Consider the following 21,633-nt stretch of genomic DNA (forward strand, 5'->3'; position numbering starts at 1 on the left):
ATGCGTGCAGGTAACCGACAGCATTAGTAACTCATTTTTTTATGGAAACAATCGTTCCTTTACCTCCTTCGACCCGAAAGGTGAATGACACACGATCTCCTACCTTCAACCCTGCCAATTGGTCATCCGACACGGAAAAGGCCATGGTCATCGGCGGCCATTGAACAGCTGGGACGGCACCGTGAGCGAGTGTCACGGTATGCTTCGCAGGATCAATGGCCTTGATCGTGCCCTCGGCATCGGCGACAGCCATCTGCCTTGATTCCTGCTTCATTTCCATGCCTTCCATACCGTCCATTTTCATTGCTGACGTGTCTTGTGCATGGGCAGCGAAAGAGAGCACAACCGCAGTGCTGGCAACTGTAATAAGGGTCAGTTTCATACGACATTTCCTTTCAGAGTTACGGGTTTGCTAGGTAGATTTCGACGACGCATTAAGCGATAGGCCGCCGGGATGACAAACAGGGAAAGCAAGGGCGCAGTTACCATGCCGCCGACCATTGGCGCGGCAATTCGGCTCATCACTTCGCTGCCGGTACCACTGCCCAACAGTATGGGCAACAGGCCCGCGATGATGACAGCCACAGTCATAGCTTTGGGACGCACCCGCTGCACAGCGCCTTCACGAATCGACGCCACTAGTGCATGTTCAGAGTTATCGCCAAGGCCCACACGTTCAGCCCAAGCATTCTTCAGGTAGAGCAGCATGATCACGCCGAACTCTGCAGAAACCCCGGCCAGTGCGATGAAGCCGACCCCCGTTGCCACCGACAGATTGAAACCGAGCAAATAGAGGAACCATGCCCCTCCGGTGAGAGCAAAAGGGAGTGTGGCCATGATCAACAGGGCCTCATCGAATCGAGCGAATGTCAGGTAAAGCAGCACGAAGATGATCAATAGCGTGGCCGGTACGACCAGCTTTAGTCGTGCGTTAGCTCTTTCGAGAAACTCGAACTGCCCCGAGTAGCTCAGGCTCATACCAGGCTGCAACTTGACCTGTTGATTGACGACCTGACGAAGATCGGCGACCACGGAGGCAATGTCCCGACCACGCACATCGATGTATACCCAGCCCGAAGGCCGCGCGTTCTCGCTCTTGAGCATTGGTGGACCGTCAGTGATTTTTATTTTTGCCACAGTACCGAGGGTGATCTGGATGCCTGACGATGTGTAAATGGGCAATTGTTCCAAGGCTCCCGGTGAGTCACGCCACTCTCGCGGATAACGGACGCTGATCGGAAAACGTGCGAGCCCCTCAATGGTCTCCCCGATATTTTCGCCTCCGATAGCACCAGCCACGATGGACTGCACATCAGCGATATTCATGCCGTAGCGGGCGGCTGCATTACGATCGATATCCACATCGATGTAGCGGCCACCGGTCAGGCGCTCGGCCAACGCGGAGCTGACACCGGGCACATTTTTGGCTGCCTTTTCAACCGCCTGGGTGACCGAATCGATTTCCGTCAGGTTAGTGCCGGCAACTTTCACCCCGATGGGACTTTTGATCCCTGTGGCCAGCATGTCGATGCGGTTGCGAATCGGGGGTATCCAAATATTGGTCAAGCCAGGCACGCGTACCACGCGGTCCAGCTCCTCCACCAATTTTTCCTGGGTCATGCCTGGGCGCCATTGCTCATGCGGTTTGAACTGAATCGTGGTTTCAAACATTTCCAACGGCGCTGGATCAGTAGCGGTCTCAGCACGACCGGCCTTGCCGAAAACGTGTTCAACTTCAGGGACTGTTTTGATTAGGCGATCGGTCTGTTGCAGCAGTTGTGCAGCCTTCTGCACCGACAACCCCGGCAGGGCTGAAGGCATGTAGAGCAGATCCCCTTCGTCCAGTGGTGGAAGGAACTCCCCACCCAAGCGAAACATTGGCCATAGCGCACTGACAAATACCAACAGCGCCACCAGCAGAGTAGTTTTCGGACGGCGCAGAACTGCGTCCAACGCGGGTTGGTAGATCCGTATCAACCAGCGGTTTAAAGGGTTATGTTGCTCACTCGGAATTCGTCCCCGAATCCAATAACCCATCAGCACCGGCACCAACGTCACCGACAATCCCGCCGCTGCCGCCATGGCGTAGGTCTTGGTAAACGCCAGTGGGCCAAACAATCTTCCTTCCTGAGCCTCCAATGTGAACACCGGAATGAACGACAGCGTGATGATCAACAGACAAAAGAAAAGCGCGGGGCCGACCTCGGCCGCTGCATCGGTCATCACATGCCAATGCTGCTCACCCTTCAACTCCTGCCCAGGATGAGAGGTGTGCCAGAATTCTATTTTCTTGTGTGCATTTTCAATCATCACCACTGCGGCATCGACCATGGCACCGATAGCGATAGCGATCCCACCCAAGGACATGATGTTGGCGTTGATGCCCTGGTACCGCATGACAATGAATGCAATCAACACCCCCACAGGTAGCGAAATGATTGCCACCAAGGATGAGCGCAGGTGCCAGAGGAAGATCCCGCACACCAGGGCAACGACGATGAACTCTTCCAGCAGCTTGTAACTGAGGTTGTCTATTGCGCGGTCGATCAGCTTGCTGCGATCGTAGGTTGTTACGATTTCTACGCCTGCTGGGAGACTGCTTTTCAACTCATCCAGTTTGCTCTTCACCGCCGTAATGGTCTCGCGAGCATTCTTACCGCTGCGCAAAATCACTACGCCACCGACGGTCTCGCCTTCCCCGTCAAGTTCAGTGATGCCTCGTCTCATTTCCGGCCCAAGCTGAATCGTGGCGACATCGCCAAGGCTTACAGGCACACCGCCTGATTCCAACTTCAGCGGGATCGTCCGAAAATCGTTGAGCGTCTTTAGATAACCCGAAGCTCGCACGATAAACTCGGTTTCGGCCATTTCCAGCACAGCACCACCGGTTTCCTGATTGGCCTTGCCGATGGCTTCAGTCACCTGTGCCTGAGTGATCCCGAGATTGGCCATCTTGAGCGGATCGAGCTGTACTTGGTATTGCTTGACCATGCCGCCCACGGTGGCCACTTCCGCAACATTGGGCAGCGTCTTGAGTTCAAACTTCAGGAACCAATCTTGAAGCGCACGAAGTTGCGCGAGATCGTGCCCACCAGTGCGATCCACCAGTGCGTACTGATAGATCCAGCCCACTCCCGTTGCGTCCGGCCCCAGTGCGGGCTTTGCGCTGGCTGGCAACCGGCTTTGTATTTGACTCAAATACTCCAGCACCCGAGAGCGAGCCCAGTACAAGTCGGTACCATCTTCGAACAGCACGTAAACAAAGCTGTCGCCGAAGAAGGAATACCCGCGCACGGTCTTGGCTCCAGGTACTGAAAGCATGGTGGTGGCCAGCGGATAGGTGACCTGATTCTCGACAATCTGCGGTGCTTGTCCCGGATAAGGGGTACGGATGATCACCTGTACATCGGAGAGATCCGGTAGTGCATCGATTGGTGTGTTCTGAACTGACCAGATGCCCCAAGCTGTGACGAAAAGTGTCGCCAACAGCACCAAAAAGCGGTTGGCAACAGACCAACGGATGAGGGCAGCGATCATGGCTGACCTCCCGTTTTATCTAGACGTTCGACACGCAATCCATCGTCGGTTTGGCTCACCGCGACCCGAACCTTGTCGCCCGTTTTCAGACCCTGAATCAGGGTAGGATTGGCAAGTGGAAACGTCATCGTCATGCCCGGCATGCCCAGTGTCTTGAAGGGGCCGTGGGCGAGTGTGACTTCTTTATCGTCGATTTCGACGATCTGCCCGTCCGCCTCATGCAGACCTGAGGCTGCTGCGATACGGGGTGGTACGTCTGCTGAACTGGCCACGATACCCTTTAAACTGGCCTCCGAATCGAGCAGAAATTGGCCCGAGGTAACTACCTTCTGACCTTCATCCAGACCTTTAACAATTACTGTCTTGCCACTGCTTTCCTGCCCGAGCTGCACTTCAACGGGGCGATATCGGCCAGCATCTTCGGCTAGCATCACCAAGGCACGTCGACCGGTGCGAATGACGGCCTCGCTCGGCACCCACACCACACCCTGCTCAGTTGAGCTGCTCAAGCGCACTTGCGCCGTCAAACCGGGCTTTAGGCGACCGTCTGGATTGGGTAGTTCGACCCGTACGCGCAGGGTGCGGCTATCCGCATTGGTGTCCGGCAGAATTGTGCTGACAGTGCCATTGACCTTGGTCCCAGGGAAGGCCGGCAACTGCGCCTCGACCTTTTGCCCCTCGGCGATGGTACCCGCGTCGGATTCAGGAACGGACACCGCCAGCCAGACACTGCTCAGACCATTGACCCGCGCCAGTGTCTCGCCTGCCGCGACGGTCATGCCTATGCGCAGGTTGAGCTCTTGCAGCACCCCGCCAATCGGGCTGGTCAAAGTCAGATAAGGTTGGACCTTACCGCTACGTTCGACCTGGGCAATCACTCCCGGCGGCATTCCACTAAGCAGTAAGCGCTGCCGCGCAGCGGCGAGCAAGTCGCGATCACCGTTATTTTTCAGGGCCAGGAACTCAGTCTGAGCCGCCGCCCACTCGGGCACCAGAATATCCGCCAGCGCCGCATTGGCTTTGAGCAGATCACCGGGTGCATGGGCGTAGACCCGCTCTACAAAGCCTGGAGTACGAGCCTGGATAACCGCAACATCCCGTTCGTTAAAGGCGAGGATGCCACTCACATCAAGGCTGGATGCAAACACTCCACGGCTGACCATCGCCGAGCGCAGACCGAGATTCTGCGCCACGCTCGGATCGATGCTGACCGTCGCTTGATCGTTGCCGCCACTGGCGTATTGCGGAACCAGCTGCATGTCCATGAACGGCGATTTACCCGGTTTGTCGAACTTCTGTTGGGGGTACATCGGGTCATACCAGTACATGGCTTTGCGTTCATTTGGTGCGTTTTGATTTTGCTCAGACGAAGCGTCCCGTACTTCGCTGACGCGTTGAAGTGCTAGCCAGTAACCACCGGCGATCCCCACTGCCATTGCAACGCCTGCCAACAAAACCCCACTCTTTTTAAGGCTCATTGGCTGGCCTCTCCATACGCAAAATACAGTCGTGCATTGATCAGTGCTCGCTGTTCCTCCACTTCGACTTGTTTGAGACGAGCCTCGATGAGTTCACGTCGGGCGGCGACAACCGCATTCAAATCGCCTTTACCGGCGCGGTAGCTGGCCATGCTGAGTTCGACTTTTTCTTTGGCCAGCGGCAGCAGACTTTGCGCATTGCGCTGGACCGCACGATTGAGCCGTTCATAGTCAGCCAGTACACTTTCCAGTTGCTCGGTATGCTCGCGTGACAAGGCTTCGCGCTCGGATTCGAGTTGGTTGACTTCGGCTTCTCGTGCGGCAATTTTTGGGTTTTGCCGGGTCTGCGGAAACAACGGCAGATCCCAGGAAAGTTGCACGCTGACCATGTCGCCGAACTGCCGATCACGGTGCTGATAATCCACCTCCCAACTCCAGTCGGACTTTTTCTCCGCCTGCGCCTCGCGCACCTTGGCTTGCGCTTCACGGGTCATCGGCCCGTACGCGGCCAGCTCGGGATGATGTTGCAGTTTATGGGGCAAGCCTGACGTATCGATCGGCCACTGCGGAAGACTTCCCGCCGGCGTTGCGTTGGCGGCCGGACCAATCCAGCGTTTCAGCGCCGCGCGCGCTTGAGCACGCTGGCGTATCAGATCGTCTTGCTGCTCGGCCAGTTGCGCCGCTTCCTGCTTCGGTGTCACGGCATCGGCCGGTTGTGCGCGACCGCCGGCAATTTGCGCGCGGACAGTGTCGCTCAGCAAGCGGTTCTCCTTGTAGAAGTCCTGGAACAGCGCGTCTTTGCGCTCTATTGAATAGCTGCTGATCCAAGCCAGCGCCGTGGCTTGGCGCACGTTCAGGCGTTCGACCTGACGCTCGGCAGCGGCACGCTCAACCCCTGCGTTCGCCACCTCGATCCGCGCCCTGCGCTTGTCACTATTGGGCATGTCTTGCCTGACCCCGACCATTTGCATGGTCATGAAGTCATCATTGACGCTCCAGCGATCTGGGCCGCCGATGGGATAGTTCTGCAGACCAGCGAGCAACTTCGGGTCAGGTAGCTCACCCGCTGGAATGGCCGCACTGCTGGCAGCCTGAATCTTTGCATCCTGTGCAGACAGCGACGGCGCGGTGTTTTCGGCCAGCCGCAAGGCCTCTTCGAGCGTCAGCGAGGTAGCGAAGCTCGGCAAGGCCAGTACGCTTGCCGCCAGACCGGCCACTAGGGACCAACCTGTGCAAAAGCACTTGGGGTTCATGTTTGCGATTCCTGCGATGATCCGCTGAGCGCTTCAAAAGGCCTGCGCACAGCCATGCCATCCCGTTAAAAACAGGATGAGGTTCAATAACGGACAGGAATCAGACGCGGGGCGGTCGCCATACACCGGATGGGGTGGACAAAGGAACGGAATCGCTGGAAAAGGCCAGCACGACGGGGCTGAGCAGAGTCACGGGCGGCTTGACGATCGAAACTTGTAGCATCCCGCCCGTCTTGCACTCCTGACCCGGTTTGCAGGGTTTCCCATGCTCGGTCGGGCTCTTCATGTCATTGCAACAATCCATGCCCATGTCGTCCATCATCGCCATGCCCGTGGCTTTCATCGGGCACGGTTCTGTCGGTGCCTGCACCCCCGCCATCCCGCTGAGGGGAAGCGCCAGGCTGATCAAGAAAATAAGACAAAACCGCAGGTAGCGTTTCATGAGGTTGGAGTGTAGCCGTCAGAATTGGCGCGAACAATTAATTAACGCTGGCTTTCAGCTAGCGCATGCGAGCCGCTTAATAACGCACGATGTAAGCCCATCAGCATTAAGCCTGCATTATTTTTTCAGTTACCTTTTGACGCAGCACGGATCAGCGCGCTATCTGAAGGTCGGCGAGAAAAATATTCAATTCTGTAGCGCCCGACTTTAATGGAGCGCGCCGCCTTAGCAATGCGTGCTGTGCTCGCATAATTACTTAGGGTTGGTTCCACTCGGCTGCGGTGGAACTAGAATGAAAGGCCCTCAGACACCTGAATCAGCATTTCTTCGACTAGATGTGTGCCAATGGTTGTAGTGACCATCGCTGATGGGCTTTCACCCAAAAAACGGGCTTTGGGCTTGGAAAGCCATTGTTTGGCCTTGCCTTTGTCACCGAAGATCACCTCGGCCAAGGCGCTGATGTGTGCAAACCGGAACAGGCGATCGCTCTCATGCAGCGTCAAGAGCTGATTGGCTGCCAACCTTGTTTTGAGCGCTTTTGGTTGAACGATTCTGTCGCGTTCTTCATTGCTAAGGGTCCCACTATCACACAGCACATGGACCAGACAGGCCGGGAATCCAGCTACTATCATGTGGTGAATGTCCAGACACGAAGCATTGACAGAGATATCAAGAAGGGCCTCCAGACGCATGCGGTAAGCATGATAGACATCCTGTCGCAGGATGCCAGCAAACATGGGCAGCACCGATGTTAAGTTGTGCATGGGCGTTAGCATTATTGTGCCATTCGCTACCGTTAGCTCCAGATCGTCCCCAATACCTAACCCCATTTGGTCAAGCAACTCTGGAGGCAGCTCAATGATGATGTCGCCAGTACCGTCCTCAGTATTCTGGCATTTGGCTACCCACCGCTCAGTTTCACTCATGATCGCCTGGCCCTCATCAAAGCCATCAGAGAATGACACACATCATTATGCTCGGGCGCAGAGCTGACCAAAGGAACGCGCAATACGCTGGTAGCGTGATCAGGCAATTACACGAAAAGGATATGACATGAACGCTGATGAGCTATACGTTTCCGTCGACGTCGAGACGTCTGGGCCTATACCAGGCGAATACAGTCTGCTTTCCATTGGAGCTTGCCTTGTAAACCAACCTGCAACGTCCATCTATCTTGAACTGCGACCTGATAGCCCAAAACACGATCCAGAAGCACTGGCAGTATCGGGGCTGAGTCTGGAAAAGCTGGAGCACGAGGGCCTCGCTCCGCGAGAGGCGATGCTGACACTTAGTGAATGGCTGAAATCGTCCTGCCAAACGGGGCAGAAGGTCATTTTCGTAGGGCTAAACGCACCGTTTGACTGGTCATTCGTCAATTACTACTTCCACAAATATTTGGAAACCAACCCCTTTGGTTTCACAGCTATCGACATGAAGGCCTACTTTATGGGCGCTGTAGGTTGCAATTGGCAGGAAACAAAATCATCCAAAATGACCGCTGCGCTGAAGCCAATCAGCGAACCCAACCATAACGCATTGGATGATGCCCGCTTTCAGGCGGAGCTCTTCGCCCTAATGTTAGCGGGTAAAGGTAACCGCTGATCCGCCTTCCACCGCACGGACTTGAAGCTCATCCGACCCAGGTTGCCTCAATGTATCTGCCGTCCCTGAATGACCAAGCCTTGATACCTTCTGGTTTTTCGGACTTGCCGACAATAACGGCTATGGGGTGCGGCAGATCCTGCGTGTAACGTGCAGCAAATTTGGAAAAACTTCCGATGTCTGCCGGAGATATCACTGGAATGGATTGGGGATGCGTATGCCAATAGCCCACTAGACGTAACCCTTGTTCGTTGGCAGCCTGGATCTCCAGACGGCATCGCTCCGCATCCAATTCTAGCCAAGACCAGCCTGACCGATCAGCGCGATGAGGCAACGTGGCCGAGGCCAGCAGCAACCCTTTGGGATCAACCGGATTGACGAATAACTGTCCCCCTCGCTCCACGCCAAAAAGGCCCTGCCGATGACTATTCAAGATGTCCGCGACAGCTTGGGACACCAATAGCTCGGAATTAACTTCCGGCCATCGCCAGCGCCACGCAATATCCGTCATACCGTTTCGTCCTTATCTTCCGGCCATCCGCGCTCGAGTAAAATTTGCTGCGCCCCCTCTGGCAGTTCGGGCCCATGGTATTGGCCTCCCAGGCTCGGCACATCTTCAGGCCTGTAGATACTGCTGACCCAAGATGCAGTGGCAATGTTGCCGGTCAATGCGCGTAAGGCCGTGTGCGAAACCATAGAGGCGATATTGGTCATCCCCAGCGAGCCGCCTGGGATAAAGCTCTCCCCACAAGCGGGCAATGGAACCACACCCCCTCCCGGCCACTCTGTAAATTTATGCAAGAAATCGCCGACGTCCGTGAATAGATGACGGCCATCAAAGGTGCCGGCTGGTGCGAATAGCGCATGGCCTACCTGGGTGTACGGTTCGCTCCAGGCTTGTAAGACCCCCCAAGGAACGCCGCTGGATTTGGCTCGCCATACAGTGACCTCCGACTGCCAGTCTGCTGTCGTGATCACCACCAGATCTGCATTATCGAACACTTCTGGTTTGCTGCTCATCACCACTTCGGCGAATGTCGAATAAGCGGTGCATTCTGTCGTCGGGAGATCTAACAGAATCTTGTCCCTCAACGCTGACGCTTTCAATCTCCCTAGGCTATCCGCTCCCAGAACATGCCTTCCCAGATTGGCTGACACCAAGGTGTCAGGATCGATGAGGGTAAGGTGGCCAACACCGGATCGTGCCAACTGTATTGCCACCGCACTGCCTAGCGAGCCAACACCAACGCAAACTACCCGAGCATTTTCAAGGCGCTGTGCAGTGCCGCTTTTATCGCGGGACAGAATGGACGCTCGATCAAGCACGTCCAGGGCAGTTGCTCGGACGAGCGCCGGAGGATGTGCATTTGCGATCGCTGGCCTGCGGCGCGCTGTACGCAAGCCAAACTTTGCCCCCCGCTCCTGCTGTACGCCAAGCGAGCGTACATTGAGGCAATAAGTTGGAGAATCCGTCCCCCCTGGAAGCTCTAGAACAATCCATCGACTTGCCAACGTTCCATGCTGCTCAAACCATGCCAGCAATTGCTCGGCATCGTCTGGTTGAAGATGTGGTGTTAGCCACAGCATTAGATCTTCTGGATCCGGGGTGCGGATATCCGGATAGGTCTGAAGCTTGACGTAAAAACCGGGAGTTTCGGCCGCGCGAATGACAGCGGAGCGCCCGACAACCCGTCGGTAATGCCCTTTGAGTGCAGCTACGTTCGATGCTAGCCAAACCGTTTCCTGTCCGGATGGCACAGCCCGGCGCGGATCGCTGAGCGCAAACAATTGCGAGGCGGCCTGGGGTCGATCCAAAAGTAAGAGGTTCTGGAATGACTGACCGTGCTGGAAAGACCAGTAGGTAGTGATCTCATTCTGAAATTCGATATCGCGCGTTGCCTGGCTTGATCCCATCTTGGACAACGAAACGATCTGGGCTAGGCGATTAAGGCTGTCCTCTACAACGACCTCCGGGGAGCCCATAATGGGGCGTTCCTGAAAGCCATGAAGGCAAAGCCCCGACTTGGTGGCATGCGGCCAGACCAGCCACGGAGAGGGTTCGACGTTCAGTCGCAAAAGCCCACGGGGGAAGTTGGAGGGAAAACCAATACGCAGTCGCCGCTCCTGGCCCGTGTAATCGATGGGCAAGGGAAAGTGAAAGGACGCCGCTTCGTCAGCCCGCATGGGTGCGGGCTGGAGCAATGCATCGGCAGCATCCTGACCTAGGGTATTTCGCAGTGCGGCGATTCCGCGCTGCAATGGCGTCGTAATAGGATCAGCCAAGGCGTCCAACTGGCTTTACGCTCGACTGAGAGGTTCCGCCACCGCTGGCTCCTCCGAAGAGCGAACCCATCGAAGCAGAGTTTCGAGTAGTGCCATCCGGTCGGCCGGGCATGGTCCAATTCGCAGGGATCTCATTGTTCACTGCCGAAATGAATGCCGGTGCAATACCGAAATTCTTTTTCACTGCTTCTGCAAAGGAATCATTGGATTCAAAACTTTCCAAACCCAATGATACGGATGCACTGGCGTCCGCATGCCACTTGGCAAATGCTTGTCGATAGCCTTGCCCCTCGCCTGGTCGATTCCACTTTTCTGCAAAGTTTTCGCCGTTATCGGCAGGGTTGCAGACAAAGCAATCGTTACCTCTATGCGCGATGTGCTGCGGCATTCTACGAACGATTTCCAAAATTGCATCGAGCGGAGCCAAAGGCTTCGACTGTGATTCCTTCACGACATCCAGGTATGCGTGAGTGGCCAAAGTGGTTATGACAGCGGATATGGGGCGAGTATCAGCGCTCCTTGTGTTGATGGCCCATTCATCGCGATGCCGCTTGAGCAGCTTTATGGTCGCACGCAGGGGATCTTGATCGATGTAATCCTGATAATGCGGCAAAGGATCTTGTGTCGCGGCATCGAGCATCCGCTGGCTTTTGGCAACTACCAAGCTTTCCAGAGAAATTTCCTGGGCAGAGGCAACCTGTAACCAATTCGAGTACGGGATAGGGCTGCTTGCTTTCCACCCTGTGACCCGATCCGGAACCTCCAGTTTACCCTCGCCGTTGGCTTCGCCATTTCCGTTGATCGCACGTGCGGGGGTGACATCGATGTGGAAGCCTGGATTCTCGTCGGCATAAACAATCCGGATGCCACGACGTAATTGCTTAACTTCTTCCTGAACGCGGGAGCCTTCCCTAAAACGCTGCTCAATCGCTTCTAGAACTTCCTTCGCACTAGCGCCTTGAGCGTGAGGGAGCCAGATAATCGCGTCCGCATCAATGGTGTCCAGATCCGCAGGCGCACCGGGGATTGGCTTGATGGTCGTTTTCAGCCGCATCGAGCCTTGAACGAAGATATGGGCCTCAGCGAGGAGCGGGTTGTCGGAGGCCGAGAGGATTTTTTCCAGTTGGGAGTAGCGGTCATTGATTTTCTGGTACTGCGCTTCCGACAGCGAGATTTCCCGCGCGGCGCGAAGCAGAAAATATTCCCAACTGCTGCGCTTGGTCTGTTCGTTGCTCAACAGCATTTACCTAGCCTCCTGGGCCATCGAGCCCAATTGCAGTGTTTGCGTAAACCGATCTTGGTTTTCTTTGTCCCGATCAAAGATCAGGTACGTATGTTGATGCTGCGTTGTGAGCAACGCACCAAACTCGATGGCCAATGCCGCAGGAATAGCGGCGAAGACGTGGATAGGTTCAGGAGTCAGAGCTTCAAGCTGGCTCAGCCGTATTTGAAGTGCGTCACGAAAGGCATGAATCACCCGACGGTTCTGTACCATCGCATAGCTTGGTTCTGGGATCGACAGCTCTGCAATACGTGCACCGGGCAGAGCGTCGGTCACGTCGCGAACCGGGACTTGCGCAGAAATGGAGAGCACAAGCGCCAGTGGCCCGTCGCCGTCGGAGGGAGGTGTAAACAAAAAAGCGGGCGGCTCAGCGGACTGATCGGGCCAGCGCAACCGATGCTCGCGGTGGAAGGAGAAGATCAAGCGTTTGGAACGGTCGCCGATACCCTGGCCCAACATCATCAATGCCGGGATATCGGCCAAGCCCACTACAGCTAGTGCAGGCGCATCGCCGTAGGTGCCGCCGCGACGCTTGAGTTGCTGCTCCAACTCATACTGGACACTGTCTTTGATGTTCTGCCAATAGGTCGCGTCCCTACCTCGCGGTCCGGGTGCAGGGAAAGTGATTTTAATGCCTTGATCGAAGGCCGTTAGTCCTTCAGCCGACATCGCAGTCAACAGATCGCGAACGGGAATGTCGTTGATCGTCTGGAAATGCTGACTCAGGACGATGAGAGGAATGGCTCTACCACCATCGGGGGTCGTTGCGGCGAGTCGGATGCGTTCCAGGTACGCTTGGTGTAAACCACTCAAATCATTTTCAGGATACCCGTCTGCATCACGATCAATTTTGTCATGACAACCTGGGCACAGGAGCATCAGATTAGCGGTATCGTTAGTGTGCGCCTCAGCATCATGATCCGCGCGTCCCCGAGGGCCTTTGGGACTGGCGGGCAGAATATGCGCCACTTCGCCCCATCTCATTGGCTTGCCAGCACGATAGTCGAACGTCAGATCCGTACCGCACAGTTCACAATGACCAGCGGTCTGTGTCCATACGATCCGCTTCGTCTCTTCATTTGTGTTGAAGCGCCCGCTTGCGGGCTTAGCATCTTCTTGTTCTGCCATTCCGACCTACCCCCGAGAAACATCCATGATTAAAAACGATGATGGCAAGATAAGATCATCTTAAGGCCATTTGCTTTGATTTCAAGAGCGATTCGAGGGTGATGGGCGCTGGATCGGCTTCGAACCGGACACTTTGTGACTCAGCGAAACGAAGTGATGGCCGCATTCGTTTTGGGCAAGTGCTGGGAATGGGGTGCTGAGCACAGCGTATGTATTGAAATTAGGGAATTTATGCGAAAGACATAAACTCCCTAATTTCGATACATACCTTCCTCATACCCTACGACGTTCGTCACTACACGACCCTACAACACATGGCAGTAAATGCGCGAATAGGCGTTTCGTGGTACGCAACTTCAGATCATATGGTTCTGAGGCTTGCGCCTAAACGGCGCGATTAGCTGCGCACGATAGCCTGTTGGAAAGTCTCGCTCTTTTAGCCCTACCTGCGCATCACCGAGCTTGTTTGCTGCGTCATAGAAGGTTCCAAATAGGTGATCCCAAATAAGTAAAAACTCTCCGAAGTTGACCTGGGCATCTTCGAACTCTCGCTTATGGTGCCAGCGATGTGTCTCGGCGACTCCAATCACGTTGCGTAACCAGCCCAACGAGTAGTCCAGGTTCGAATGCTGGAAGGCTAAATGAACGGTCAAGATGCTGAACCAAGTCGCGATAACGGCCGACGGCGCACCTGAGGCGAGCAGAACCACCAGCCCCGGTCCGGCCATTAGCGCCGCATGCAGCGGATGTCTGCGCTCCCCATTCATCCAATAAAGGCGATCAGCGCTGTGATGAATCATGTGCATACGCCACAGCCAATGCACCCGATGGCTGATGCGATGCATGACATACAGGCTTAAATCGAGGACGGTTGCGACCAGAACCAGCTGTAACCAGAGGGGACTCTCGCTGGGAAAAAGGCGAACTGATGCCGGCACCGCATCGCCAAGCTTGGCGAGGACTTCAGCAGTGAACTGAATGACAGAAAGGTTGACCAGCATATGCAATAAATCGGTCGAGGTGTCTTGATGATCTTCGAGCCAGGATTGACGAAAGGGTTGGAATTGCTCCAGCGCGGCGATCGTGAACAAGCTCACAATAGCGATCAGGAGTGTTGTGGGCCATGGCGGAATCCCGGTGTAAAGCGCCCAAACCATGAACGCAGCGGTGCCACCAAATATGAGCGGATAGCTCATCCAACGTATGACGTATCGGAAAATAATGATCATCGCTCACCTCCTTTTAGGAAGCGAAGACGATAAGTCACAGGCTGGCGTTTGGATTGAACGAAAGAGCTACAATCGAATGATGAATATCCTCGCTTGACCTTATAGCGGCTAGAAGGTTTGTAATCGACAGGATCAAGTGTATTTAGAGGAGCGGCCCCATGAGTTCGTGTGACAAATCCTGTGGCTGTGGCCCGGCTTCAGCAGGCCCAGAAGCAGCAGCTAAGCCATTAAATGAAGGGACATGGATCAGCAAATTTTCAGTACCAAAAATGGACTGTCCTTCCGAAGAACGGATGATCAGACTCGCGCTGAATGGCTTGCAGGAAATAGCTTCACTTTCTTTTGACCTATCCGGTAGACAGGTGAGTGTTTTTCACGAAGGGGCCGTAGAGCAGATCGCTACCAAGTTGGAGTCACTTGGCTTGGGGGCAAGGCTATTAGATACGCAGCCCATCAGCCCAGAGTCCGTATCAGCCAACAGTGCCAATGAAGAGCAAAACGCTTCAAAGGAAGCCAGCACATTAAAAATATTGCTCGGCATCAATGGTGCAATGTTTCTCGCCGAAATGAGTGCTGGCCTGATTGCCCAATCGACGGGGCTGATTGCCGACTCGCTGGACATGTTTGCTGATGCGGCCGTTTACGGGCTGGCCCTCTTTGCGGTCGGCCGCAGCGCGGGAATGCAAGTACGTGCAGCACACCTGGCAGGTATGTTTCAGATCATTCTAGCTTTGGGTGTGCTTTTGGAAGTTGCTCGACGCTTTCTCTATGGCAGTGAACCTGAATCGATGCTGATGATGGGGATAGGCGCCGTCGCGCTGGTGGCAAACGTCACTTGCCTGTGGCTGATCTACAGCCACCGCGAAGGAGGAGCACACATGAAAGCGAGTTGGATTTTCTCAGCCAACGATGTGATTGCGAACGTTGGCGTAATCGCTGCAGGAGCATTGGTCGCTTGGACAGGGTCTCCGTACCCAGACTTGGTGATTGGTACGGTCGTTGGCCTGATCGTTTTGAACGGCGCACGTCGAATCCTGGCTCTAAAAGCTTAACTATTCCAATCGGCGAGCGGCCTGTAGCTAAGGCCGCAAGCCTCTAACCTAGTCGCTTAATGCAAGCTCACTTCGGCGAGCGCCGATGAGGGATCTATACCCAACAGCGAGCGAAAGGTTCTGGAAGAGTGGGCTGAGTCGGAGAAGCCTGACGCGTGCGCAGCGGTGGTTATAGGTTCTCCGGATGCCAGATGTCGAACAGCTTGGGTCAGTCGTAGCCATTTAGCATAGCTACGCAGCGGCAAACCGGTTTGTTCCACGAACCAATGCGAGAATCGAGTTGGGGACAGGTGTACCAGTGCTGCCAACTCTTCACGTCGTACCATGCCCTGGTAAATGGCCGTGCTGACTATTGCCAGGCGAGGATCGGCGACTGGAGGTGCATCGGTTATCTGTAGGGCTTTTCGCACTGCGGACCGAGTGTCTCCCGCGCCTGCCTTCAAGGAGTCAGCAATTAGTGCGGCGTCAGCCGGGGCGATATTGATCGGAATCGGCGTCATGGTCTTCGGCAAAACCTGGCCCTCTTCTGCCAAGACGTCCAAGTAGATTGAAACGATGAGGGCTCCGCTGATTCGATGCCGAACACCGGCTGGAATAAACACTGCAAACTCGGTGTGCTGACGCGGCAGGCATTCCACTGTTACAGGCACGTCGATACCTATAGCTATTTGGTGAGCCTGATGCTGATGCCAATCTTGATGACCAGCATGCCCAGCAAAAACCGCTAACCCAGGCGTTAGCCATGCGCGACCAGACCACCTTAGGACACGTACTGGAAGGTGGCGCTCCATCGTCAACGTTTGCTTGGCGACGCGGGGCTAATCACGCTTATGACCAATAAAAACGATGCGCCGCTGACAATACATATATCTGCGAGATTAAACGCGGGCCAGTGCCAGCCTTGATAGTGAAAATCCAGATAGTCCACGACAAAGCCTCGCAAAGAACGGTCGATAAGATTGCCAACAGCCCCACCCAAAACGAGACAATAGCCCAAGGCTTCGCTCCAGTGACGTTCCCGTTGAAGGATCGCGACGAGCGTCAATGCTACGGCTAGCGCAACAACAACGAAAAGGTAACGCTGCCAGCCTCCAGCGTCAGCCAAGAAGCTGAACGCGGCGCCGGTATTGCGTGCATGCACTATGTTGAAAAATGAGCCTACGGCGACCGATGAGCCCAGCTCATAAAGGTGCTCGACGCCAAGCTTTAGACTTTGATCGATCAACGCCAGGACCGCTGCAATTCCCCACCACAAAGTAGGCGGCTGTACACGAGCTGTCATTGGGAAACCGTTCATTGGCTATTCCGTAGTAACCGTTCCAGTACATCTGAAACTGGTATTTTTTGAAAAGCACTGACTCTTGCTCGTGCGGTATCACCCACTGGGATCCAGGTCTTGGAACAGCAAAGCAGGCATCGTGTCCGTATCATTTGCGCAGCAAGCGCAGGCCATTCAGTACTACCAACAGGCTTACCCCCATATCCGCGAATACCGCCATCCACATCGTAGCGTGACCAGTGAGCGTAACGGCTAGGAAGATGGCTTTAACGCCCAGCGCGAGCGCAATGTTTTGCGTAAGTACTGCTCCGGTCTGGCGGGAGAGACGAATGAAGGCAGGAATCTTGCGCAAATCATCATCCATGATTGCTACGTCAGCAGTCTCGATCGCCGTATCGGTGCCAGCTGCCCCCATCGCGAAGCCCACATCAGCCCGAGCAAGCGCAGGGGCATCGTTTATTCCGTCACCGACCATGCCGACGGTGCCTTTATGATCGATCAAGGCTTCGATGGCTTTGAGCTTATCGATCGGTAGGAGATTGCCCTTGGCCTCGTCAATGTTTACCTGCGCGGCAATTGCCAGCGCGGTATGTGGGTTGTCCCCTGTCAACATCACAGTCTTCACACCTAACGCGTGAAGCTCCTCGATTGCGGCTCGGCTGGTGGCTTTTACCGTATCGGCGACTGCAAACAACGCCAGCGCCCGTTTGTCATCGGACAGAATGACTACAGTTTTCCCTTGCCGCTCAAGGTGGCCCAGGGCGGCTTCGGTATTAGGTGAGCAGAACCCCAACTCCTCCAACAAACGATGGTTACCCAACTGGTAGCGCTTACCCTCGATCTCGCCGCGGACCCCTCGGCCCAGCAGCGCTTCGAAGTTATCCACTTCCAGCAACCGCAGCGATTGCTGGGCCGTTTGTTTGGCAATAGCCCGCGAAACCGGATGATCCGAACGTTGGGCAAGGCTCGCGGCGGCAATGCGATAATCTCTAGATAATCCATCAGCTAGAGGCAGAAAATCGGTCTGTACGGGCTTGCCATGGGTAATGGTCCCAGTTTTATCCAAGGCCAGATGGGTGATCTTGCGACCGCTTTCCAGGTACGCCCCGCCCTTGATTAAAATGCCTTTTCGCGCCGCTGCCGCGAGGCCGCTTACAATGGTCACCGGGGTCGAAATCACCAGTGCGCAAGGGCAAGCGACTACCAGAAGCACCAGCGCCCGATAAATCCAGTCAGCCCATAATCCGGCCATAAACAGGGGCGGGAATATCGCAACGGCAAGGGCGAAGAAAAACACCGATGGCGTATAAACCTTGGCGAACTTATCGACGACCCGCTGGATCGGGGCGCGTGAACCTTGGGCTTCCTCCACAGCATGAATAATCCGGGCCAGTGTCGTATTGCTGGCCTCAGCCGTCACGCGGTACTCGAAGGAACCGGACTCATTGATCGAGCCGGCATAAACAGGGTCACCGACAGCTTTCTCGATGGGCAAGCTTTCCCCGGTGATAGGGGCTTGGTTTACGGTAGAGTTGCCGGAGATCACGTTGCCATCCAGACCAATGCGCTCGCCGGGGCGAACTCGAACCAAGGAGCTGATCTGGACGGTTTTGACATCTACGTCCAGCCAACTGCCGTCTGCCTGGCGCACCGTTGCATGATTTGGGGTCAAGTCCATCAGTCCTTTGATCGCATTGCGTGCACGATCCAACGACTTGGCCTCAACCAATTCGGCAACAGTAAATAAAAACATGACCATCGCCGCTTCTGGCCACTGCCCAATCAGGACCGCTCCCGTCACCGCAATGCTCATCAACGCGTTTATGTTGAGATTGAAATTTTTGAGAGAGATCCAACCTTTCTTGTAAGTCGCGGGCCCGCAGAGTGCTACCGAGATTAAAGCTACAGCAGCAATCACCCATTCGGGGGCTGCCTGGGTGAAATGCAAAATTTCCGCGCCTACCGCAGCAATACCAGACAGCGCTAACGGCCACCAGGTGCTTTTGCGCAGTGATTCAGCTTCAAACTGGCTTTGCTGCTTATCCGCGCCTGGTACGTCGACCGCGCCATTCAACGGTTCCGCCTGCATACCAAGCGATGACACGGCCGCTTCGATTCCCAGGGTATGTGGCAATTCGTGCCAGACACCTAGAGTACGGTTCATCATGTTGAATTCCAATTTCTGAATTCCAGGCATCTTTGCAAGCTTGCCCTCAATCATCGCCTGCTCGGTAGGACAGCACATTTGCCCAATCCGGAAACGACTCAAGCGAGCCGTGTCGTTGACAACGGCTGATGACACTTTGGATGCGCACGCGCTTGGGCCATCCGTTCCAGATGCAGAGCAACATGCATCGGTAACAACCGAGGTGGTGGGCTCGTTCGGTTCGGTAGGTGGATATTGAGAAGATGTCGGAGATGAAGTGGAGCAGCTTGTCTTTCCGCCGTTGCCTCCAGCAGAGCAGCCATCCGCACTTTTGGTTGTTGAAAGCGCAGGATTCACGTCCGAGGTCTTAGAAGAACAGCAACTGGTAGTTCGATCTCGATCGGTTTCGTCTTCACCCGATGTTGCGGAAGTCGCACAGCAGCTCCCGGATGCGACAGGGTCAAAAACGTCCACGCCCGCTGGCTTTTTTGGTGCTTGCTCGTCACCGCAACAGTTTTTCATGAGAACGCTCTCCGCTTTTCATGGCGAGAGTGAACACCTTATAGCCACTATAAGGTCAAGAGATTCTTCGATGCCTTAAGGCATCCACCAGCGACCATTCATGTTCAACGTGATCACAGTGAGTAAGTGGCCGGTAGTAGATAGGAAATGCTGCTTCCCCTCGCGCCTACGGTGTTGGCATCAACGGCGTCCTATTTCGTGACGCTAATATCAGGCGGCATCCCGTCCTCACAGCAAAGCACACAGGGCACTTGCCCTATGCGGCGGCCGACGAGCAGCACAGAAGCTCTGCTACGAAGGTAAGCAGCCATGTGCAGAGCAAAGCGTCCAAACTCGAGTTGAAGAGATCGGCGGGGAGGGTTTTCATCGATCAGAGGCCTGGCGATCGGTAGAACGGTGAGCAAGGATTTGCTTGTTGCCTGACGCGAGTAGAATGAGGATTCCAGCAACTATAGGGTCAAGAGAAATGAATGCGCCCACGTACACGATCGGTGCCTTGGCGAAGCTGACCGATACCAAAGCCGTAACCATCCGCTATTACGAGCAGTCAGGGCTGCTGCCTTCTGCTGGAAGATCACCGTCGGGTTATCGCTTTTACACAGATGAAGAGCGCAACCGGCTGCTGTTTATCCGTCGCAGCCGCGCGCTTGGGTTCAGCGTCGATGACATTCGCGATCTACTCGGCCTGGCTGACCGACGCGACGCTTCCTGCGCCGCTGTGGATGCGAAAGTGCAAGGGCAACTCCAACAAGTTCGAATCCGTATTCAGGACTTACGAGGTTTAGAAGCCGAACTGACACGACTGAGTGTTTGCTGCCACGGTGGTGTTATAGAGCAATGTCGCATCATTGAATCATTGTCGAATCGTAGTTAACGCGGCAAAAGACTCCATGTGCGTAGAGATTGTACGAGGTGAGAATCGTCATTGTGCAATAAAGTCCGCTATCTTGGTTTATTTCAGGATGCGTGCCTTAGGATTGTCCTGTGGTTCGCAAATTTGCCATCCCATTAAAACCGCATGCGGCGACATGTGGGAAAATCGATGGTAATAGCTCTAAGTTAACCGTGCTCAGTTATCATTATTGAACCACCGACACCTCCGTGCTTATTAAATTTCTGACGCAAAGTGCTTAACCGTGCGACAGGGTAAATTCATTGCCGCTTTGAAATGTGCAGCTTACCGCCTGTTTTGCACCCTTGCTCGGCTTACGGGGTTCACCGAGTTCGGGGGACTTCATGTCACGGCGGCAGCGTTGGCCCATGTTGTCATCCGCCATCCAAGGGTTTCATTGGACATGGCTCTCCGGCGCTTGAACACCCGCCATCCCGCTGAGGGGAAGCGCCAGGCTAATCAGGAAAATCAGGCAAAGCCGTAGACAGCGTGTCATGGGCTGAAGTGTAGCCAGTAGAAATGGTGCTAACAATCACGCTCCAGGCTTCTGGGTTAGCTGCCAGAAACCTCTATTGCGCGCTCATTTCCATTTCAGGACTTAGCGTGCCTAACCATGCGACAAGACAGATGATGAGGATTGCCATCAGGAATTCGAATTTCATGCTGCGGCGCAAGGCATTGACCGCTACAGAGTATTGACCATTGCGAACCGAGCGCTCCAATAGCGGGCTTAAGTGAAAGCGGTTCAGCGTCGCTAAAACGATCATCCCGGCAAAGAGCAGGATCTTCAAAAACAGCAACTGGCCATAGGTACTGAGCATGACCTCATCAAGGTTGGGACCGACGATGAAAAGGTAATTTACTACTCCCGTAACGCTTATGATCGCAACAATCACACCGCCGGCCGACTCAAAGCCAGTCAGCACGCGGGCAAGAATACGTGCTTCCTCCTCACCCTTCAGCGATTTCAACCGTAGCAGTAGAGCGAAGGCCGCTAGAGCACCCAACCAGCCACCTGCCGCTAATAAATGGAAAATGTCGCTGAGAAAATGCCAGTAGCGGCGGCTGCCTTCGTCCATGGCACCATGCCCCGTCCAGGCTAGCGTGGCCAACGCGATTGCTCCACAGACGGTGACGATCCAGAGGCTGGGTGTCGGATATCGTTTATTCAACGCGACGCCCAGAATTGCCCCCACCAAGGCGGCTATCCGAACCATCCAGGTCAGCCCAACGTCGGTGCCCATGATGACCATTTCAAAAATGTGGTGATGTAGCTCCATAAGCTCCGATACACCGCTCATTGCTTTTGCAAGCAACAACATCGCAGCAAGGGACAGAACTACACCTGCAACAGAAGTACCGTAGAGAAGCGACTCAAAGTTCAAGACCGTGCCCGATACCCTTTCCTTTCCCCTGAGGCTGTACAAGCCAAATATGGCCAGTCCAAATAACAACATCAGGTCAAAATAGAGAGCAAAGCGAACCACGATATTTAATGAGTCGCTCAT

Annotated in this window: 18 protein-coding genes and 1 pseudogene; 3 read left to right on the forward strand and 16 right to left on the reverse strand. The window is 54.9% G+C overall.

Going from position 1 to position 21,633, the window contains the following annotated elements; all coding sequences use genetic code 11:
- Nucleotides 1-31: 31 nt before the first annotated feature.
- The 6 genes from GIW79_RS03535 to GIW79_RS03560 all read right to left on the reverse strand — a co-directional run bounded on the left by GIW79_RS03535 (nt 32) and on the right by GIW79_RS03560 (nt 7,636).
- Nucleotides 32-382, reverse strand: a complete 351-nt coding sequence (locus tag GIW79_RS03535; RefSeq protein ID WP_062386181.1) for a copper-binding protein — start codon at nt 380-382, stop codon at nt 32-34.
- Nucleotides 379-3,537 carry an efflux RND transporter permease subunit gene (locus GIW79_RS03540; RefSeq protein WP_062386182.1) on the reverse strand — a complete coding sequence of 1,053 codons (3,159 nt, stop codon included), beginning with the start codon at nt 3,535-3,537 and terminating at the stop codon, nt 379-381. Before GIW79_RS03540 ends, GIW79_RS03535 begins: the two co-directional genes overlap by 4 nt.
- Nucleotides 3,534-5,015 carry an efflux RND transporter periplasmic adaptor subunit gene (locus GIW79_RS03545; RefSeq protein WP_054916987.1) on the reverse strand — a complete coding sequence of 494 codons (1,482 nt, stop codon included), beginning with the start codon at nt 5,013-5,015 and terminating at the stop codon, nt 3,534-3,536. Before GIW79_RS03545 ends, GIW79_RS03540 begins: the two co-directional genes overlap by 4 nt.
- On the reverse strand, nt 5,012-6,268 hold the full coding sequence (locus tag GIW79_RS03550; protein WP_054916989.1) for a TolC family protein: 1,257 nt from the start codon (nt 6,266-6,268) through the stop codon (nt 5,012-5,014). The genes GIW79_RS03545 and GIW79_RS03550 overlap by 4 nt, the downstream gene beginning before the upstream one ends.
- 100 nt (nt 6,269-6,368) lie before the next feature.
- Nucleotides 6,369-6,710, reverse strand: a complete 342-nt coding sequence (locus GIW79_RS03555; protein ID WP_054916990.1) for a hypothetical protein — start codon at nt 6,708-6,710, stop codon at nt 6,369-6,371.
- Between the two features lie 287 nt (nt 6,711-6,997).
- Nucleotides 6,998-7,636: an antitoxin Xre/MbcA/ParS toxin-binding domain-containing protein gene (locus GIW79_RS03560; RefSeq protein ID WP_082060922.1), complete on the reverse strand. Its 639-nt coding sequence runs from the start codon at nt 7,634-7,636 to the stop codon at nt 6,998-7,000.
- Between the two features lie 127 nt (nt 7,637-7,763).
- Between GIW79_RS03560 and GIW79_RS03565 the strand changes: the two genes are divergently transcribed.
- Complete coding sequence (locus GIW79_RS03565) at nt 7,764-8,312, forward strand: 3'-5' exonuclease (protein WP_054916991.1); 549 nt, start codon at nt 7,764-7,766, stop codon at nt 8,310-8,312.
- Nucleotides 8,313-8,340: 28 nt separating this feature from the next.
- On the opposite strand, the gene GIW79_RS03570 is transcribed toward GIW79_RS03565, so the two are convergent.
- The 5 genes from GIW79_RS03570 to GIW79_RS03590 form a co-directional block, all read right to left on the reverse strand.
- On the reverse strand, nt 8,341-8,823 hold the full coding sequence (locus tag GIW79_RS03570; RefSeq protein ID WP_019816998.1) for a Mov34/MPN/PAD-1 family protein: 483 nt from the start codon (nt 8,821-8,823) through the stop codon (nt 8,341-8,343).
- The gene (locus GIW79_RS03575) at nt 8,820-10,604 is read right to left on the reverse strand and encodes a HesA/MoeB/ThiF family protein (RefSeq protein ID WP_019816997.1); all 1,785 of its coding nucleotides are present in this window, start codon (nt 10,602-10,604) and stop codon (nt 8,820-8,822) included. The genes GIW79_RS03570 and GIW79_RS03575 overlap by 4 nt, the downstream gene beginning before the upstream one ends.
- Complete coding sequence (locus GIW79_RS03580) at nt 10,588-11,838, reverse strand: nucleotidyltransferase domain-containing protein (RefSeq protein ID WP_019816996.1); 1,251 nt, start codon at nt 11,836-11,838, stop codon at nt 10,588-10,590. The genes GIW79_RS03575 and GIW79_RS03580 overlap by 17 nt, the downstream gene beginning before the upstream one ends.
- Nucleotides 11,839-13,005, reverse strand: a complete 1,167-nt coding sequence (locus tag GIW79_RS03585; protein ID WP_019816995.1) for an SAVED domain-containing protein — start codon at nt 13,003-13,005, stop codon at nt 11,839-11,841.
- Nucleotides 13,006-13,361: 356 nt separating this feature from the next.
- A complete protein-coding gene (locus GIW79_RS03590; protein WP_019816994.1) occupies nt 13,362-14,234 on the reverse strand; it encodes a sterol desaturase family protein in 873 nt (290 codons plus the stop codon).
- A gap of 158 nt (nt 14,235-14,392) precedes the next feature.
- On the opposite strand from GIW79_RS03590, the gene GIW79_RS03595 reads away from it, so the two are divergent.
- Nucleotides 14,393-15,286 (forward strand): cation transporter, encoded by an 894-nt coding sequence (locus GIW79_RS03595; protein WP_032872266.1) that lies wholly within the window; start codon nt 14,393-14,395, stop codon nt 15,284-15,286.
- Between the two features lie 56 nt (nt 15,287-15,342).
- On the opposite strand, the gene GIW79_RS29655 is transcribed toward GIW79_RS03595, so the two are convergent.
- From GIW79_RS29655 to GIW79_RS03610, 3 genes are all read right to left on the reverse strand, one after another.
- Nucleotides 15,343-16,077 carry a helix-turn-helix transcriptional regulator gene (locus tag GIW79_RS29655; protein ID WP_329605949.1) on the reverse strand — a complete coding sequence of 245 codons (735 nt, stop codon included), beginning with the start codon at nt 16,075-16,077 and terminating at the stop codon, nt 15,343-15,345.
- Between the two features lie 2 nt (nt 16,078-16,079).
- Nucleotides 16,080-16,583, reverse strand: a complete 504-nt coding sequence (gene lspA / locus GIW79_RS03605; RefSeq protein WP_019816991.1) for a signal peptidase II — start codon at nt 16,581-16,583, stop codon at nt 16,080-16,082.
- Nucleotides 16,584-16,713: 130 nt separating this feature from the next.
- Nucleotides 16,714-18,786, reverse strand: coding sequence for a heavy metal translocating P-type ATPase (locus GIW79_RS03610; protein ID WP_232392676.1), 2,073 nt, complete (start codon nt 18,784-18,786; stop codon nt 16,714-16,716).
- A 913-nt stretch (nt 18,787-19,699) separates the two neighbouring features.
- Here GIW79_RS03610 and GIW79_RS03615 point away from each other — a divergent pair.
- On the forward strand, nt 19,700-20,107 hold the full coding sequence (locus GIW79_RS03615) for a MerR family transcriptional regulator (protein ID WP_019816989.1): 408 nt from the start codon (nt 19,700-19,702) through the stop codon (nt 20,105-20,107).
- A 290-nt stretch (nt 20,108-20,397) separates the two neighbouring features.
- Here the strand turns inward: GIW79_RS03615 and GIW79_RS29740 are convergent.
- Nucleotides 20,398-20,621, reverse strand: a pseudogene (locus GIW79_RS29740) (hypothetical protein); the annotation flags it as partial.
- A 73-nt stretch (nt 20,622-20,694) separates the two neighbouring features.
- Nucleotides 20,695-21,633, reverse strand: a complete 939-nt coding sequence (copD, locus tag GIW79_RS03620) for a copper homeostasis membrane protein CopD (protein ID WP_019816987.1) — start codon at nt 21,631-21,633, stop codon at nt 20,695-20,697.

The sequence above is a fragment of the Pseudomonas sp. PA-7-1E genome (genome assembly GCF_021605325.1).
Lineage (GTDB): Bacteria > Pseudomonadota > Gammaproteobacteria > Pseudomonadales > Pseudomonadaceae > Aquipseudomonas > Aquipseudomonas fluorescens_BV.

What these genes read in the sequence shown, in the direction of transcription:
- GIW79_RS03535 (WP_062386181.1), bottom strand. Translation starts at nt 382, where the DNA reads ATGAAACTGACCCTTATTACAGTTGCCAGCACTGCGGTTGTGCTCTCT.
- GIW79_RS03540 (WP_062386182.1), bottom strand. Translation starts at nt 3,537, where the DNA reads ATGATCGCTGCCCTCATCCGTTGGTCTGTTGCCAACCGCTTTTTGGTG.
- GIW79_RS03545 (WP_054916987.1), bottom strand. Translation starts at nt 5,015, where the DNA reads ATGAGCCTTAAAAAGAGTGGGGTTTTGTTGGCAGGCGTTGCAATGGCA.
- GIW79_RS03550 (WP_054916989.1), bottom strand. Translation starts at nt 6,268, where the DNA reads ATGAACCCCAAGTGCTTTTGCACAGGTTGGTCCCTAGTGGCCGGTCTG.
- GIW79_RS03555 (WP_054916990.1), bottom strand. Translation starts at nt 6,710, where the DNA reads ATGAAACGCTACCTGCGGTTTTGTCTTATTTTCTTGATCAGCCTGGCG.
- GIW79_RS03560 (WP_082060922.1), bottom strand. Translation starts at nt 7,636, where the DNA reads ATGAGTGAAACTGAGCGGTGGGTAGCCAAATGCCAGAATACTGAGGAC.
- GIW79_RS03565 (WP_054916991.1), top strand. Translation starts at nt 7,764, where the DNA reads ATGAACGCTGATGAGCTATACGTTTCCGTCGACGTCGAGACGTCTGGG.
- GIW79_RS03570 (WP_019816998.1), bottom strand. Translation starts at nt 8,823, where the DNA reads ATGACGGATATTGCGTGGCGCTGGCGATGGCCGGAAGTTAATTCCGAG.
- GIW79_RS03580 (WP_019816996.1), bottom strand. Translation starts at nt 11,838, where the DNA reads ATGCTGTTGAGCAACGAACAGACCAAGCGCAGCAGTTGGGAATATTTT.
- GIW79_RS03585 (WP_019816995.1), bottom strand. Translation starts at nt 13,005, where the DNA reads ATGGCAGAACAAGAAGATGCTAAGCCCGCAAGCGGGCGCTTCAACACA.
- GIW79_RS03590 (WP_019816994.1), bottom strand. Translation starts at nt 14,234, where the DNA reads ATGATCATTATTTTCCGATACGTCATACGTTGGATGAGCTATCCGCTC.
- GIW79_RS03595 (WP_032872266.1), top strand. Translation starts at nt 14,393, where the DNA reads ATGAGTTCGTGTGACAAATCCTGTGGCTGTGGCCCGGCTTCAGCAGGC.
- GIW79_RS29655 (WP_329605949.1), bottom strand. Translation starts at nt 16,077, where the DNA reads ATGGAGCGCCACCTTCCAGTACGTGTCCTAAGGTGGTCTGGTCGCGCA.
- lspA (WP_019816991.1), bottom strand. Translation starts at nt 16,583, where the DNA reads ATGAACGGTTTCCCAATGACAGCTCGTGTACAGCCGCCTACTTTGTGG.
- GIW79_RS03610 (WP_232392676.1), bottom strand. Translation starts at nt 18,786, where the DNA reads ATGATTGAGGGCAAGCTTGCAAAGATGCCTGGAATTCAGAAATTGGAA.
- GIW79_RS03615 (WP_019816989.1), top strand. Translation starts at nt 19,700, where the DNA reads ATGAATGCGCCCACGTACACGATCGGTGCCTTGGCGAAGCTGACCGAT.
- copD (WP_019816987.1), bottom strand. Translation starts at nt 21,633, where the DNA reads ATGAGCGACTCATTAAATATCGTGGTTCGCTTTGCTCTCTATTTTGAC.